The sequence below is a fragment of the Bradyrhizobium sp. WSM4872 genome (assembly GCF_055811715.1).
In genome coordinates this window covers 137,939-152,829 of the sequence record NZ_JBVVPT010000012.1, presented here as the reverse complement: position 1 = coordinate 152,829, position 14,891 = coordinate 137,939, and the positions used below count along the sequence as shown (strand labels likewise).

The window sequence follows — 14,891 nt, the reverse complement described above, 5'->3', positions numbered from 1 at the left end:
TGAGATGAGCACCGCCCTGTTCGACCTTTCCGGCCGCACCGCGCTCGTGACCGGCTCCTCCCGCGGGCTCGGCCGCGCCATCGCCGAGGGCATGGCCAAGGCCGGCGCCAAGCTGATCATCAACGGCGTCGATCCCAAGCGCGTCGAGCAGGCCGTCGCCGAGTTTCGCGCTGCCGGCCACCAGGCGGAGGGTGCTGCTTTCAACGTCACCGACGAGCCTGCGATCGTCGCCGCCTTCAACGACTTCGACAACAAGGGCATCGCGGTCGACATCCTCGTCAACAATGCCGGCATCCAGCACCGCAAGCCGCTGGTGGAGTTCACCACCGACGAGTGGCGCAAGGTGATCGAGACCAACCTCACCAGTGCCTTCGTGATCGGCCGCGAGGCGGCCAGGCGCATGATCCCGCGCAAGCACGGCAAGATCATCAATATCGGCTCGCTCGGCAGCGAGCTCGCGCGTCCCACGATTGCGCCCTACACCGCCGCCAAGGGCGGCATCAAGAACCTGACCCGCTCGATGGCGGTGGAATGGGCCCAGCACGGCATCCAGGCCAACGCGATCGGCCCCGGCTACATGCTGACCGACATGAACGAGGCGCTGGTCAACAACACCGACTTCAACAACTGGCTGATGGGCCGCGTTCCCTCCAAGCGCTGGGGCCGACCGGACGAGCTGGTCGGCGCTGCGATCTTCCTGGCGTCGGATGCTTCGACCTATGTCAACGGCCAGATCATCTATGTCGATGGCGGCATGATCGCCGCGATGTAATCGCGAACAGGGAACGAGAGCATGCGCGCCGTCGTCATTCATGCACCAAAAGATCTGCGGATCGACCTCTATCCGGATGCAGCGCCCGGCCCGGGCGAAGTCCGCGTCAAGATCGCGAACGGCGGCATCTGCGGGTCCGATCTGCACTACTATCATCACGGCGGCTTCGGTGTCGTGCGCATCCAGCAGCCGATGGCGCTGGGGCACGAGATCGCCGGCGTTGTCGCAGCCGTCGGTGACGGCGTCACGAACGTGAAGCCGGGCACCCGAATCGCGGTCAACCCGAGCAAGCCGTGCGGCCAGTGCCTGCATTGCCAGGAAGGCATGCGCAACCAGTGCCTCGACATGCGCTTCCTCGGCAGCGCGATGCGCTTTCCCCATGTGCAGGGCGGCTTTCGCGAATTCATCACCGTCGATGCGGCGCAGGCCGTTCCGATCACCGACAAGCTATCGCTGGCGGAAGCCGCGGTCGCCGAGCCGCTCGCGGTGTGCCTGCATGCCGGCAACCAGGCCGGGCCCCTGCTCGGCAAGCGCGTGCTGATCACCGGCTGCGGCCCGATCGGCGCGCTGATGATTCTGGTCTCGCGCTTCGGCGGCGCGGCCGAGATCGTGGTCACCGATGTCGCGGAGGCACCGCTTGCGGTCGCCAGGAAGCTCGGCGCCACTCACGCCATCAATGTCGCAGCCGACGCCACGGCCCTCGATCCCTGGCGCGCCGGCAAAGGTGTGTTCGACACGCTGTTCGAAGCCTCGGGCAATCAGGCCGCACTCCGCACCGCGCTCGACGTGCTCAGGCCCCGTGCCACGCTGGTGCAGCTCGGCCTCGGTGGCGAGATGACGCTGCCGATCAACTCGATCGTCGCCAAGGAATTGCAGCTGCGCGGCACCTTCCGCTTCGACCCCGAATTCGAGCTGGCGGTGCGGCTGATGGGGGAAGGCCTGATCGACGTCAAGCCGCTGATCACGGCGACCATGCCGTTCGAGAACGCGGTCGCCGCGTTCGAGCTCGCCAGCGACCGCTCGCAGTCGATGAAGGTGCAGCTGACGTTCTGAGGCCGCGCCTGAGGCCTATTGCTGCGGCTGGTTCTCGATCATGCGATCACTGACCAGCCGCACCGCGCCCCGTTTCCAGGAATAGTCCGCGCCCAGGCGCAGGCCGCTGTCGCCGCGTGCCAGCACCGCGCCGGTCCTGGCATCGCGCACCTGGAAGCCGAGCGTATATTCGGTACGGCTGACCCGCCGCACCACGCCGATCAGCGACTGATCCGCGCCGAGCTTCTGCGCAATTGCTGCCTCGCAGCCGTCACAGTCGCGCAACGCACGCGCCTTCACCTCGCCGCCGACATCGACGATGCGGTAACGACCAGATTGACCCAGCGCGTCGCGCACGCTGCCGGTGACCTCGGCCAGATATGACGCATCTGAGGTGGCCGACGCGCCCGCCGAGGCGGCGGTCGTATCCTCCAGTTCGAAATCGAACACGGCCAGTGCGATCGGCGCGGGTGTGCCGAGTGCGGCCATGATCTCGCGCGACACGAAGATCTCGGCACGCTGCCATGATTCATCATTGTCGCCACGGAAGGTGTAGAGCTTGTCCATCACGACTTTTTTGGCGCCGACGTCGATCACGGCGACCTTGGCCCATTGTACCAGCGTGCTCGTCTTCTGGATGCCGCCGATGACCTTGAACGCCGCGCCGTCCTGGGCCGACGGCACGAGCCGGTAGCGCCGGTCCCCGCCGATGTCTTGCCGGAGCGCGGCCATGAACGCCGCCAGCCGTCGCTCGTGGGCAGCGGTCTGGTTGGCAGGTTCAGCAGACGTATCGGTGTAACTGAAATCGTCCATGGCGATGCCGATGGCGGTCTCGGCGCCGGCCGGCGCATGAGACGCCGGGAGAAGGAGGAGGAGACAAGCAGACAAGATCAACCGGCGCAGGTGCATGAGCGGGCCTCGTATGACGGAGCGGCGCGCCAATCTGGACGGCGCAATGAGGCCATGCAGCGGCGCCGGTCCCGGCGATGGCCGGGAAAATTTCACGACGGTGCACCGCACTCACGCCTGGCGGCTTTGCGCCGGATGCGATCTGCCGTTTAATGCGGACGCGACAAACCCGTTCGCACCAGGTGCCTGCCGATGTGGAACCGCCCGAGGTTCGATCTCAAAGTCCGTCTGACGTTGCGCGTGGCCGCGATATCGGCCGCCTGCTTCACCGCGATCTCCGCTTATTTCCTGATTACGGCCGACCGCGCGGCGCATGCGCGCCTCGACGATATCGCCGCGATCGTGGCCAAGACGCTGGAGCTGCAGCAGGGCAAGATCCAGTGGGTGGCCAGCCCCCGCTCGGACTTTCCCAACCTCGACCCCGTTTCGGCCTATGTGATGACGCCGGGCCTCTGCCTGGCGTTCCGCGGCACGAGCGGCGACACCCTCCAGCGTTTCTGCAGCGGCGCGCCCGCCCCGGCGAACCCGCCGCCGCAAGCCTTCACGGCCTTCTATCGCAGCCTGTTCGACCCCGGCCGCGAAGCGGCGCGGCCTGTGATCGTGCGCGGAGCGAAGCTCGGCGACGCCGTGGTCTCGGTCGAGCCGGCCGTGCAGACGGCGGAGGCCTGGCACGAGGCCGGCCGCCTGATGCTCGCGCTGGCGATCGCGCTGCCGCTGCTCTGCGCCCTGGTCTACGCGGCACTGGCACGCGCGCTGCGCCCCACCCGCATGATTCGCACCGGCCTTGAGCGGATTGCCGCCAACGATCTCACCACGCGGCTGCCGCCATTCGACCTTGCCGAGCTCTCCGCGATCCGCGACGGCTTTAACCATCTCGCCGAAAGCCTCGAGACCGCGCTTGCCGAACGCAGCGAGCTGACGCGAAAGCTGATCGCGCTCCAGGACGAGGAGCGCCGCCATCTCGCGCGCGAGCTGCATGACGAGTTCGGCCAGTCCCTCGCCGCCATCCGCGCCCTCGCCTCCTCCGCTCGCCAGACCGCCGCGCAGGACTGCCCTGCCCTGCTTGGCGAATGCGACGGCATCGCGCGGACCGCAACCGGCATGATGGAAACGTTGCGCGGCACATTGTTCCGGCTGCGGCCACCCGATGTCGAGGAGCTCGGGCTCGTCGCCAGCCTCGAAGGCCTCGTCGCGGGCTGGAACGGGCGCAGCCGCGGCGAGACGCGCTTCTCGATCCGGTTCGACGGCGCATTCGAGACCCTGCCGGCCACGATCAGCGCCAGCCTCTACCGGATCGTGCAGGAGGCGCTCACCAATGCCGCCAAGCATGCCGCCGCCACCAAGGTCAGCCTGGAATTGACGATGGGGGCCGGCGAGATCGCGCTTGCGATCGACGATGACGGACGCGCGAGCGATCCCGTCGCGAAATCGGGAATGGGCCTGCTCGGCATGCGCGAGCGCGTCGCAGCCTTGCGCGGCCAATTGAGCTTCGAGGCTGCGCCGAACGGCGGCTCCGCACTGCGCGTGGTCATTCCGCTCGCAGCCGCCGATCGGCCGCCGCTGGAGCATGCCGCATGAGCGCGGCCGATGCCACCATTCTGCTGGTCGACGACCATTCCGTCGTCCGCGAGGGCTATCGCTCCGTGCTCCAGAAGCAGCCGGGACTTCGCGTCATCGCCGAAGCCGCCGACGGCGCGGAGGCCTATCGTCTCTACAAATCGGAGGCGCCCGACCTCGTCATCATGGATCTGAGCATGCCCGGCATCGGCGGCATCGAGGCGGTCAGGCGCATCAGGCAATGGGACAAGGGCGCGAGGATCCTCGTCTTCACCATGCACGAGAATGCCGGCTTTGCGGTGCAGGCGATCCGCGCCGGCGCCAGGGGCTACGTCACCAAGACCAGTCCACCGGAGACGCTGGTGCGCGCCGTGATGGACGTGCTCGCCGGCAAGATCGCAATCAGCCCCGACATCGACCATGAGCTCGCGCTGAGCCGGCTCGCCGGGGAAAGCTCGGCCGCCGACGTCCTCACGCCGCGCGAGTTCGAGGTGCTGCGGCTGCTGCTCGCCGAGAACACGACAGAGGAGATCGCCGAGACGCTCCATGTCAGCCCGAAGACGGTGGCGAACCTGCATTCCCTGATCAAGGACAAGCTCGGCGTCGGCTCCGACATCGAGCTGGTCCGGCTGGCGCTGCGCCAGGGCATATTGACGGAGGTCGATCTCGGCGAGGCCTGATCGCTCAGGCCAGATAGCGCGTGAGATAACCTTCCATCGCGTAGAGCGCACAGAGCGCGAGGCTCGACCACACGGCGGCGGTGAAATACAGGAACATCCAGGTCAGCTCGCCCTTCCAGTGCGCGATGTCGTGGGTCACGACCCACCGGGTCGAGACGTCATGCAGGCCTTCGAGGAAGCCGAGCAATCTGTTGCCCTCTTCATGCCCTGCCCGCCAGCGGCTGAGATACATCGGCACGTCGACGGTGACGAGGAAGGCCAGAAAGCAGGCGATGCCGACGATGCCGGCAATCAGCGCCCAACGCACTGGTCCCTGGAATTCCGGCATGAGCCGGCACAGCGCGATGCCCGCAAGGAAGAACGTCACCGCCCACAGCGAGTTCTCGATCGCGTTGAAGAGGAAGTTGGTCGTCACCACCGCATACCAGGAGAAGCACTCCGCGATGATGATGATCGGTACGATCACCCATGCGATGTTCACGACCGTCTCGGCGCCCGTCATGGTCCCGAGCTGATGCAGAATGACCGCCCATTGCGCGGCGAAGCACAGTTCGGCAATCGTCGCGACCGTGCGGCCGACGAAGACGCTGGAGAGCCAGGTGTCGAACAGGCAGATGCGCTGCACGTCGGCGCGCGGCAGGAACGAGCGGAAGGCGCAGCCGAAGACATAGCCGGCGCAGAGCAGGAACATCAGCCCGATGTCGGAGCCGCCACTGATGCTGGCGGCAGGCGTCGGGTAGAACTCGCGGTACAGCATGAACCAGACGAGAATGTTGGCAGCACTGACGAGCGTCAGGGAGCCCCACCACCACGCGAGGGGATTTGTCCGCGCCTGCCACTGCAACATAAATCGCTCCGCTGTAATTGATATGACATTCAGTCGTAATAATCCTGTCACAACAAGCCACGGAATCACGACGAAAATCTGTGTGCGGCGGAGCTCTTCGCGCACATTTTATCCCCGCCGCCGAAGCGCAGGATTGTCCGGATAGTGGACACAAATGTACATTTCCTGAATCTATTGGACAACAGGCCAGACCGGGTACATTAATCCTGTATGGCCAGAACCGCCTCGAAACCGATCCGCGCCTCCTCGTCCGCCGCCGCCGCGCTGGCGGACAGCATCGACGACGCCGCGTTCGCGACGACCCTGGCAAAAGGTCTCGTGGTGCTCGAAGCATTCAAGGCGGGGGCGACGCAGCTCGGCAACATGGAGCTGTCGACGCTCACCGGGATTCCGCGCCCGACGGTGGCGCGGCTGACGCATACGCTCGCCGAGCTCGGCTACCTCCGCTACGATGCTGAACGCGCCAAATATCGCGTCGGCGCGCGTGCACTTCGCATGGCGCATCCGCTGCTCGCCGACATGCAGTTCCGCCAAGTCGCGCGTCCCATGATGCAGGAGCTGGCACAAAGCGTGCGCGGCACGGTCTCGATCGGCCTGCTCGATGCGACCTCCATGATCTATGTCGAGACCGCGCGCTCCGGCGACGTCGGCCCGCACGTCCCCGACATCGGCATGCCCATTTCCGTGGTGATGACGGCCATGGGCCGTGCCGCGGCGGCGACCTTGCCGCAGGCCGATGCCGCGCTGCTCGAAGAGCGCATTGCAAGCGAGGATACCGAGCTGTGGTCGGCCTTTCGCGAGACCTACCGCGCCGGCCTCGCCCAATGCGCCAGCCGCGGCTTCTGCACGTGCTTCGGCGAGTACATCGCCTCGATCCATGCGGTCGCCGCGCCGCTGTTTCATGCGCGTGAGGCGAAGCAGGCCTTTTCGATCAATTGCGGTATTCCCGCATTCCGGCTCCAGCCCGGCCAGCTGGAGGGCGAGATCGGCCCGCGCATTGCCGCTCTTGCCGACAGCATCCGCACCATGATTGGGGCGGCGCCGGCCACCGAAACACAAAAGCAAAACAAGAAGAGCGCCAAGCGATGAACAAGACAATCGGCGCTCCGCCACCGGGAGGCCACCATGACCGTAACACGGCGAACATTCCTGGGCACCCTCGCCCTTTCGCTATCCGGACTTCCATTCTCCGCACGCGCTGAGGACGCCTGGCCGTCGCGCATGGTGCGGCTGATCTCCCCTTACGGGCCCGGCGGCTCTAACGACATCTCGCTGCGGCTGCTGGCCGAAGAGTTCGGCCGCAACCTGCACCAGCAGTTCATCGTCGAGAACAAGCCTGGCGCCGGCACCCGCATCGCCAACGACACGGTCGCGCATGCGCCGGGCGACGGCTACACACTCCTCTATGTCGCGGCCCCCTACGCCACCGCCGAAGCGCTGTTCGGCAAGCTGACCTACGAGCGCAAGGATCTGCAGCCCGTCGCGATGGCGGTGATCGCGCCGCTGTTCCTGATCATCAGCGCAGACGCGCCGTTCAAGAAGCTCCCCGAATTGATCGCCTACGGCAAATCGAAGCCGGATGGCCTGACCTTCGCCTCGCCCGGCGCCGGCTCGCAGCCGCATCTTGCCGGCGAACTCCTGTTCAGGGATGCCGGCGTCAAGGGGCTCAACATTCCCTTCCGTGGCGATGCGGCGTCCTATACCGAGCTGCTCGCCGGCCGCGTCGATGCCACGCTGACGGCGCTGCCGACCGCACTGCCCTACATCCAGAGCGGCAAGTTCATTGTGCTCGGCGTCGCTTCCGCCGAACGCAGCGCGCTCTATCCGCAAGCGCCGACCCTGCGCGAGCAGGGTTTTCCCAACGTGGCCGCCGCCGGCTGGTACGGCTTCATGGCGCCTTCGACGACGCCGCGCGCCATCATCGACAAGCTGCAGGCCGAAGTCTTGCGCGCGCTGGCCGAGCCGGCGATCAAGGACAAGCTGACCGCCCAAGGCCTCGAAGTGCGCGCCGGCACCGCGGCCGAATTCGGCCAGTTCATCGACAACGAGACAAAAAAGTGGACTGGGCTAATCCGCGAGGCCGGCCTCAAGGGCGAGTGACAGTCGGAACAGGGAATGGAAATGAAAAACATACTTCTCAAACGTGTCGCGGCAGGCGCGATCGCTCTCGCACTGTCGATCCCGGCAGCACAGGCGCAGAAGAAATACGATCCCGGCGCGTCCGATACCGAGATCAAGGTCGGCCAGACCGTCCCGCTCAGCGGGCCGGCCTCGGCCTATGCCGTCATCGGCAAGACCCAGGCCGCCTACATGAAGATGATCAACGACCAGGGCGGCATCAACGGCCGCAAGGTCAATCTGATCCAGTATGACGACGCCTATTCGCCTCCGAAGACGGTTGAGCAGACCCGCAAGCTGGTCGAAAGCGACGAGGTGCTGCTGACCTTCCAGATCATCGGCACGGCGCCGAACGTCGCTGTGCAAAAATATCTCAACGCCAAGAAAGTCCCGCAGCTCTTCGCGGCAACGGGCGCGGCGCGTTTCACCGATCCGAAGAACTTCCCCTGGACCATGGGCTTCAACCCGTCCTACCTCGTCGAGGGCCGGATCTACGCCCAATATCTTCTGAAGAACCATCCGAACGCCAGGATCGGCGTGCTCTATCAGAACGACGATCTCGGCAAGGACTACCTCGCCGGCTTCAAAGCAGGCCTCGGTGACAAGGCGAAGATGATCGTCGCCGAGACGTCCTACGAGATCACCGAGCCGACCATCGACTCGCAGATCCTGCGGTTGAAGGATGCAGGTGCCGACGTGCTGTTCAGCGCCACGACGCCGAAACAGGCCGCGCAGGCGATCAAGAAGGTCGCGGAGATCGGCTGGAAGCCGCTGCACATCATCGACATCAACGCCTCCTCGGTCAGCGCGGTGCTGAGACCCGCCGGACTCGACAACGCCAAGGGCGTCGTCAGCGTCGGTTATGTCAAGGATTCAGCCGATCCCGAATGGAAGGACGATCCCGGCATGAAGCGATATCTCGCTTTCATGGCCAAATACTACCCGGAAGGTGACAAGGATTCGAACCTGAACGTCTACGGCTATATCACCGCGCAGCTGCTGGTGCAGGTGCTGAAACAATGCGGCGACGATCTCACGCGCGAGAACGTGATGCGCCAGGCCGCCAGCCTGAACAACATCACACTCGACCTGACGCTGCCGGGCATCTCGGTGACGACGACGCCGACCGACTACCGCGTCAACAAGCAGTTCCAGATGGTACAGTTCGACGGCCAGCGCTGGCAGAAACTCGGCGATATCGTCACGGACGAGGCGATGGAATGAAGCGCCCCTCTTCCTGAGGGGCGCGCGGATGAAGAATGCAGGCCCCCCGGTAGTCCTCGTGCTCCGAGGCGGCCGCTCCGCGGCCTCCCCGGCATGAGGGAGGAAGGTGGCCGCTCGCCCTACCTCTTCATTCCGCCCACATAGGCCGCGAGCTTGTCGAGCGTCTGGTAGCCGTATTCGACGGCACCGAAGCTGATCATGCCGTCGCGCTGCGCCGTGCTCGACGCCAGCTGCCGCATCATCAGAACCGTCTTGCCGTTGCTCTGTTCGGCGAAGGTGACGGTGAAACGGAACATTCCGGGATCCTCGTCCTGGTCGTCGCCGTGATCCATCTCCATCAGCGCCGGTCGCTCGATGCGGCGGAAGCGCATGCGGTTCGGGTAGACCGTGCCGTCCGGGCCGATCATGTTGAAGCGCCAGACGCCGCCGACCCGCACGTCGATCTCGAAGGTCTCGAGCTTGAAACCCTTCGGCCCGAACCATTGCGGCAGGTGCTTCGGGTCGGACCAGGCTTCGAACACCAGATCGCGCGGCGCATCGATCACGCGCGACATCACGATCTCGCGGTCGAGCGACCATTGCGACAGGACGGGATTGGCAGAATTCGTCATCGTCAGGAACCTTTCCGTTTGGTCGTCTTGTTACTTGTCTTGGACGGCCGCTTGGCAGCCGTCCGCTCTTTCTTCAGCTTCATCACATAGGCTTCGAAGCGATCGAGCCGTGCCTCCCAGATCGCACGCTGGTGCTGGAACCAGTCCTCCGCGCTGAGGAGCGCGTCAGGACTGAGGCGGCAGGTGCGCACCCGGCCGGATTTCTCCGACAGGACCAGCCCGCTCGTCTCCAGCACGTGGAGGTGTTTCATGAAGCTCGGCAGCGCCATCTCGAAGGGATCGGCAAGCTCGCCGACCGACGCCTCGCCGGCGCAGAGCCGCATCACGATCGCCCGCCGGGTGGGATCGGCAAGGGCCGCGAAAACCTGATCGAGTCGGGATAATTGGTTAGCCATGGAGCTAACTATAGGCCTGTCGCCGTCTGGCGTCAACAATTGTTAGCCAATTAGCTAAGTGAAATTTTGCCGACTGGTAGCCTGGATGAAGCGAAGCGTAATCCGGGGCCGCTCGCTCGGCTGCGGCGCTATCCCGGATTGCGCTTCGCTTCATCCGGGCTACAAACCACGCGCGCGGAACCCACCACGCGCAATCGTGAATAGGGAGGCACCGCCCTTCCCGCTACAAGAGACCGGGGGCGCATCGAATCCTGCGCCAGAGCCGTGCCGTCTGTTGCCACCTCATCGTATCTCACCCGACGGGCGCTCGCGCGCGCTGCGCTCGTTCCCCTCGCGCTTGCCTGGCCGCGCTACGCCGCGGCGGATTCAGACATGATCGCACAGATGCGCGACATCGTCGCGAACGAGCTGGCGCCGACCGCGACGCCGGACCAGCCGGGCGGTCTGGCCGCCGCGCTTTATGCCGGCAGCCATCTCGAATTCTTCACCTATGGCTTTGCCGACGACGCCGCGCGAAGGCCGGTCACGCCGGATACGCTGTTCAACCTCGGCTCCCTGCGCAAGCCGTTCGAGGCGACGCTGGTCGCGCTCGGCACCCTCCGCGGCGAGCTGCGGCTCGACGATCGTCTGGCGGAATATCTCCCCGAGCTCACCGGCGACTATGTCCGCGGCATCACCGTCGGCGAGCTCGTCACGCACACCTCAGGCATGCTGCTGCCGACCGACCATCCGCCGTGGCCGAGCGACACTTTTTCGCGCGCACAGCTCATCGACATGTTCAACAGCTGGAGACCGCAGGCCGGCGAAGTGCCGGGCAAGCAGCGCGTCTACAGCCATGCCGGCTACGTGCTGCTTCAACTGGTGCTCGAGCGCTGCTACGGCGCTCCGATCGCACGCCTGTTCGAACAACGCATCTTCAAGCCGATCGACATGAATGCGACCTCCGTGCCCGAACGTGGCGAGGACGGCCGTGCCGTCATGGAGGAGGCCTGGATGCAGCGCGCGGTCCAGGGCTATTCGGATCAGGGCATGGCGATCGGCCCCATCGGCAACCAGCAGAGTTATTTTGATTTCCCCGGCACGGGCCAGATGTTTTCCTCGCCGCGGGATCTCGCGACATTCGTTGCTGCCTGCGTCGACGGGCGGTCGATCAATCCGCAGTTGCGCGAGGCATTGCGGATGACGCAGCACGAGGTTTTCCGCGTCGACGACAAGTTCGGACAGGGAATGGCCTGGGAGACGGTGCGTCTTCCAGGCGTCGCCGTCGTCGACAAGCCGGGTGGGCTCAACAACGCCTCCGGCTATATCGGCCTCGTGCCGGCACAGCGGATCGGGATCGTGCTGCTCGCCAATCGGGGCGAATATCCCCACGAGATCGCGCGCTATAAAATCCTGCCGGCGTTGGCGCGCCTCGTGGCTTCGCACTGACCCCGCCTCGCCGAAACAGAAAGCCCCGGCCAGACCGGGGCTTTCGACGCCAGGATGGAAACGGGATGCTTAGTACCTCGCGACGACCGGTCCGCCGAACTTGTAGTTCACGCCGACGCGCACGATGTTCGATTTGATATCGACCGAGTGGGTGAAGACGCTGGTCGGAAACGCGCCGCCAAGCAGATTGGTGCTGGTCACGGTACTGCGTCCGAGATCGACGTAGAGATATTCCGCCTTGAGCGACCAGCCGCCGCCGACGGCATATTCGGTGCCCACACCTGCGGTCCAGCCGAGGCGCGTGTCGCGGATCGCGGCCGACTCCGTCGCCGCGGCGAACGTGTCGGTGAAGTTGAAATTGCCCTTCACCTCGGCGATGGCCGCGCCGCCGGTGGCGTAGAGCAGCCAGGTCGGAGCCGCGAGGAAGCCGATGCGGCCGCGGATGGTGGCGAGCCAGTCGGCCGAGACCGAAGATGACACGGTGAAGCCGGTCGGGGCGCAACAGGGATAGAGCGCCGACCCGGACCCGCTGCCCTTGAAGCCGAGATGGTTGATGTCGCCCTCTAGGCCGAGCACGGCATTGTTGACCTGCCAGTTGTAGCCGGCGGTGAGACCGCCCGTGACGCTGGAGCTGTTGACGCGCTGGGCGCCGACCGCAGCAATCGCAGTGACACTAGTGTCCGCGAAATAGCCGAAGGGAGCAACCGCGGTCGAGCTGGCGGGATTGGCGCTGCCCCATTGTCCGCCGACATTGCCGCCGACGTAAAGGCCGGTCCAGTTGTAGGCCGTCGCCATCATCGGTGCCTTGGTGTAGTGCGCCGCGAGGTCTGCCGCCTGCACGGATGTGGTGCCCAAGAGGACCGCGGCCACCGCCAGCAAAAACTTCTTCATTCCAGTCTCCTTGCCTCACGCGATCGGTCTCGCGTGTCGAATGCGCGCGGGCGGAAGTTGTCCGGCGCAGATCCGGCATAGGCTGCCGGTCCCTCGCCGTCTTGGGCTGCGGCGAAGTTCAGAGGGGCTGTGACGTAGTGTGAGCCGTGCGGCGCGCGAACGCGCGACGGGTGTGACCGAGGGGCCACGCATCACCCTTCGGCAGCGGCGGGCCACACACACCACTGTCGCATCGCGACACCCCGCGAGAACGCGATTCGAATCGGTCCGGCTCAGACCGAACGCGTCAGTCCGCCGTCAACGCGGATGTTCTGTCCGGTGATGTAGGCCGCGCCGTCGGACGCCAGGAACGAGACCGTCGCGGCGATTTCCTCGACCTTGCCGTAACGCCGCATCGGCACGCTGTCGCGGCGTGCATCTAGCTGCGGCAAGCTGTCGATCCAACCCGGCAGCACATTGTTCATGCGGATGTTGTCGGCGGCATGGGTGTCGGTGAAGATCTTCGTGAAGGCGGCAAGGCCGGCGCGGAACACCGCAGAGGTCGGAAACATCGCGCTCGGCTCGAACGCCCAGGCGGTCGAGATGTTGATGATCGCGCCGCCCTTCTGCGTCTGCATGATCGGCGTCACCAGCCGGGTCGGACGGATCACGTTGAGCAGATAGGTGTCGAGGCCGGTGTGCCACTGCTCGTCGGTAATCTCCGTGATCGCCGCCCGGGGCCCATGGCCCGCGCTGTTGACGAGCACGTCGATGCGTCCCCATCGGGCAAGCGCCCCGTCCACAAGCCGCTTCAGATCGTCGTGCGACTTGTTGGAACCGGTGACCCCTAACCCGCCGAGCTCAGCTGCCAGGGCCTCGCCCTTGCCGGAAGAAGACAGGATGGCGACGCGAAAGCCGTCGGCTGCGAGCCGACGCGCGGCCCCTGCCCCCATGCCGCTGCCGCCGGCGGTCACGAGTGCGACCTTCTCTGCTGCCATCTCTGCTGCCATGACCGATCATCCTCTATGATATCGTGGAGGCGAGCCGCAGGCCCGGCCTGTCATGAGGCCTTCTACCGCCGGACCGGCCGGAAGGTCCACCGTCGAAAGCGACTTGAAAGATGAGCGATTTGCAGATCCGCAATTTGCGCCCCGAGGAGATCGCCACCGCCGTCGAGTGGGCCGCGGCCGAGGGCTGGAATCCGGGCCTCTCCGATGCCGCCTGTTTCGCGATCCCGGACGCGAAGGGCTTCTTCGTCGGCGAGATCGAGGGCGAGCCGGTCGCGACCGTCTCCTGCGTCAATTACGACGATCGCTTCGCATTTCTCGGCTTCTACATCGTGCGATCGGATTTTCGCGACAGAGGCCACGGCTTGCGCATCTGGAACGCGGCGGTCGCCCATGCGGGCACTCGCGTGATCGGCCTCGACGGCGTCGTGGCGCAGCAGGACAATTACAGAAAGTCCGGCTTCCAGCTTGCCTACGCCAATATTCGCTATGGCGGCATCGTCGCCGCGCCACCGAAGCCGCCCGCCGACGTAATTGCGCTCGACACGATCCCGTTCGCGCTCATTGAAGCCGACGATGCCACGGTGTTCCCGGCTCCGCGCAGCGCCTTCCTGCGTGCCTGGATCGGCACATCAGGACATGTTGGTCGCGCGTTGCTGCGCGACGGCAAGCTCACCGCATGGGGCGTGATCCGGCCGTGCCGGACCGGCCGCAAGATCGGCCCGCTCGTCGCCGACGACCGCGCGGCGGCGGACGCAATCGTGCAGGCCTTGCTGGCGAGCGCAAGCGGCGGCGAAATCTTCCTCGACGTCCCCGCCGTCAATCGCGAGGCGATCGCACTCGCGGAAAAGCTCGGGCTGAAGCCGGTGTTCGAGACGGCTCGGATGTACACGGGGCCGATCGCGCCGCTGCGGCTCGAGCGCGTCTTCAGCGTGACCAGTTTTGAGCTGGGCTAGCTGAGCCGAACGCGCTGCTCAGTAGCAGCGCATGATGTTGACGGTGTGCTCGCCGCCACCGCGGCCGGGCACAGTCACCTGCTCCGTCGGACAGCTAGGCACGTAGGGCCGGTCGGACGGCACCACGTTCGGCGGGAAGCGATGCGTCCAATCCCAGGGAACGTCGTACGTGTAGGTGTAGCGCACGTCGTTCGATACGGGTTGGGCGGTCTCGGCGAAAGGCTGGCCGTAGCCTGCATTGTCATAGTAGAACCCGCCGCCGCCGGGCCAGTAGACCCAGGGCGTGTTGCGGCCACGGAACCTGGCGCCCGGCGCAATCGGCGGACGCGCCGCCGGACCGGAAGGCGTGGCGGCATGTGCGACGGCGCCGCCGGGTCGGGCAAAACTGTCGCTGGGGGCAAGGAGCAGCGCGGCTGCGCTGAGCGAGGCGAGCAACGCCCCAAATGATCTGGACATCATGATACGCACCAACTCGTTTGGCTTCG

Annotated in this window: 16 protein-coding genes; 9 read left to right on the top strand and 7 right to left on the bottom strand. The window is 65.7% G+C overall.

Annotation, left to right across the window (positions count from 1 at the left end):
* Nucleotides 1-4 precede the first annotated feature (4 nt).
* Both AC0L3C_RS18760 and AC0L3C_RS18755 read left to right on the top strand, forming a co-directional pair.
* Complete coding sequence (locus tag AC0L3C_RS18760) at nt 5-772, top strand: SDR family oxidoreductase (RefSeq protein WP_473408659.1); 768 nt, start codon at nt 5-7, stop codon at nt 770-772.
* Nucleotides 773-793: 21 nt separating this feature from the next.
* Nucleotides 794-1,825 carry an L-idonate 5-dehydrogenase gene (locus tag AC0L3C_RS18755; protein WP_473408658.1) on the top strand — a complete coding sequence of 344 codons (1,032 nt, stop codon included), beginning with the start codon at nt 794-796 and terminating at the stop codon, nt 1,823-1,825.
* A gap of 15 nt (nt 1,826-1,840) precedes the next feature.
* On the opposite strand, the gene AC0L3C_RS18750 is transcribed toward AC0L3C_RS18755, so the two are convergent.
* Nucleotides 1,841-2,713, bottom strand: a complete 873-nt coding sequence (locus tag AC0L3C_RS18750; protein ID WP_473408657.1) for a DUF3280 domain-containing protein — start codon at nt 2,711-2,713, stop codon at nt 1,841-1,843.
* A gap of 192 nt (nt 2,714-2,905) precedes the next feature.
* Between AC0L3C_RS18750 and AC0L3C_RS18745 the strand changes: the two genes are divergently transcribed.
* Both AC0L3C_RS18745 and AC0L3C_RS18740 read left to right on the top strand, forming a co-directional pair.
* Entirely contained in the window at nt 2,906-4,291 is a 1,386-nt protein-coding gene (locus AC0L3C_RS18745) for a HAMP domain-containing sensor histidine kinase (RefSeq protein ID WP_473408656.1), read from the top strand.
* Nucleotides 4,288-4,950, top strand: coding sequence for a response regulator (locus AC0L3C_RS18740; protein ID WP_027518509.1), 663 nt, complete (start codon nt 4,288-4,290; stop codon nt 4,948-4,950). The genes AC0L3C_RS18745 and AC0L3C_RS18740 overlap by 4 nt, the downstream gene beginning before the upstream one ends.
* Nucleotides 4,951-4,954: 4 nt before the next feature.
* On the opposite strand, the gene AC0L3C_RS18735 is transcribed toward AC0L3C_RS18740, so the two are convergent.
* On the bottom strand, nt 4,955-5,797 hold the full coding sequence (locus AC0L3C_RS18735) for a hypothetical protein (protein WP_473408655.1): 843 nt from the start codon (nt 5,795-5,797) through the stop codon (nt 4,955-4,957).
* A 210-nt stretch (nt 5,798-6,007) separates the two neighbouring features.
* Between AC0L3C_RS18735 and AC0L3C_RS18730 the strand changes: the two genes are divergently transcribed.
* Genes AC0L3C_RS18730 through AC0L3C_RS18720 form a run of 3 tightly spaced genes read left to right on the top strand, consistent with a single transcriptional unit; the run spans nt 6,008 to nt 9,139 of the window.
* Nucleotides 6,008-6,886, top strand: coding sequence for an IclR family transcriptional regulator (locus tag AC0L3C_RS18730; protein ID WP_473408654.1), 879 nt, complete (start codon nt 6,008-6,010; stop codon nt 6,884-6,886).
* Nucleotides 6,887-6,922: 36 nt separating this feature from the next.
* The gene (locus AC0L3C_RS18725; RefSeq protein ID WP_473283820.1) at nt 6,923-7,897 is read left to right on the top strand and encodes a Bug family tripartite tricarboxylate transporter substrate binding protein; all 975 of its coding nucleotides are present in this window, start codon (nt 6,923-6,925) and stop codon (nt 7,895-7,897) included.
* Between the two features lie 21 nt (nt 7,898-7,918).
* Nucleotides 7,919-9,139, top strand: a complete 1,221-nt coding sequence (locus tag AC0L3C_RS18720; protein ID WP_473408653.1) for an ABC transporter substrate-binding protein — start codon at nt 7,919-7,921, stop codon at nt 9,137-9,139.
* Nucleotides 9,140-9,258: 119 nt separating this feature from the next.
* On the opposite strand, the gene AC0L3C_RS18715 is transcribed toward AC0L3C_RS18720, so the two are convergent.
* Nucleotides 9,259-9,750 carry an SRPBCC family protein gene (locus AC0L3C_RS18715; RefSeq protein ID WP_473408652.1) on the bottom strand — a complete coding sequence of 164 codons (492 nt, stop codon included), beginning with the start codon at nt 9,748-9,750 and terminating at the stop codon, nt 9,259-9,261.
* Nucleotides 9,751-9,752: 2 nt separating this feature from the next.
* A complete protein-coding gene (locus AC0L3C_RS18710; protein ID WP_473408651.1) occupies nt 9,753-10,145 on the bottom strand; it encodes an ArsR/SmtB family transcription factor in 393 nt (130 codons plus the stop codon).
* A gap of 372 nt (nt 10,146-10,517) precedes the next feature.
* Between AC0L3C_RS18710 and AC0L3C_RS18705 the strand changes: the two genes are divergently transcribed.
* Nucleotides 10,518-11,573, top strand: coding sequence for a serine hydrolase (locus AC0L3C_RS18705; RefSeq protein WP_473263900.1), 1,056 nt, complete (start codon nt 10,518-10,520; stop codon nt 11,571-11,573).
* A gap of 69 nt (nt 11,574-11,642) precedes the next feature.
* Here the strand turns inward: AC0L3C_RS18705 and AC0L3C_RS18700 are convergent, their stop codons facing one another.
* Both AC0L3C_RS18700 and AC0L3C_RS18695 read right to left on the bottom strand, forming a co-directional pair.
* Nucleotides 11,643-12,464, bottom strand: a complete 822-nt coding sequence (locus tag AC0L3C_RS18700; RefSeq protein ID WP_473408650.1) for an outer membrane protein — start codon at nt 12,462-12,464, stop codon at nt 11,643-11,645.
* A gap of 272 nt (nt 12,465-12,736) precedes the next feature.
* Nucleotides 12,737-13,441, bottom strand: coding sequence for an SDR family oxidoreductase (locus AC0L3C_RS18695; RefSeq protein ID WP_473408675.1), 705 nt, complete (start codon nt 13,439-13,441; stop codon nt 12,737-12,739).
* Between the two features lie 122 nt (nt 13,442-13,563).
* Here AC0L3C_RS18695 and AC0L3C_RS18690 point away from each other — a divergent pair, with 122 nt between their 5' ends.
* Nucleotides 13,564-14,406 (top strand): GNAT family N-acetyltransferase, encoded by an 843-nt coding sequence (locus AC0L3C_RS18690; protein WP_473408649.1) that lies wholly within the window; start codon nt 13,564-13,566, stop codon nt 14,404-14,406.
* Between the two features lie 18 nt (nt 14,407-14,424).
* On the opposite strand, the gene AC0L3C_RS18685 is transcribed toward AC0L3C_RS18690, so the two are convergent.
* Nucleotides 14,425-14,865, bottom strand: coding sequence for a hypothetical protein (locus AC0L3C_RS18685; RefSeq protein WP_473263903.1), 441 nt, complete (start codon nt 14,863-14,865; stop codon nt 14,425-14,427).
* Nucleotides 14,866-14,891: the final 26 nt, after the last annotated feature.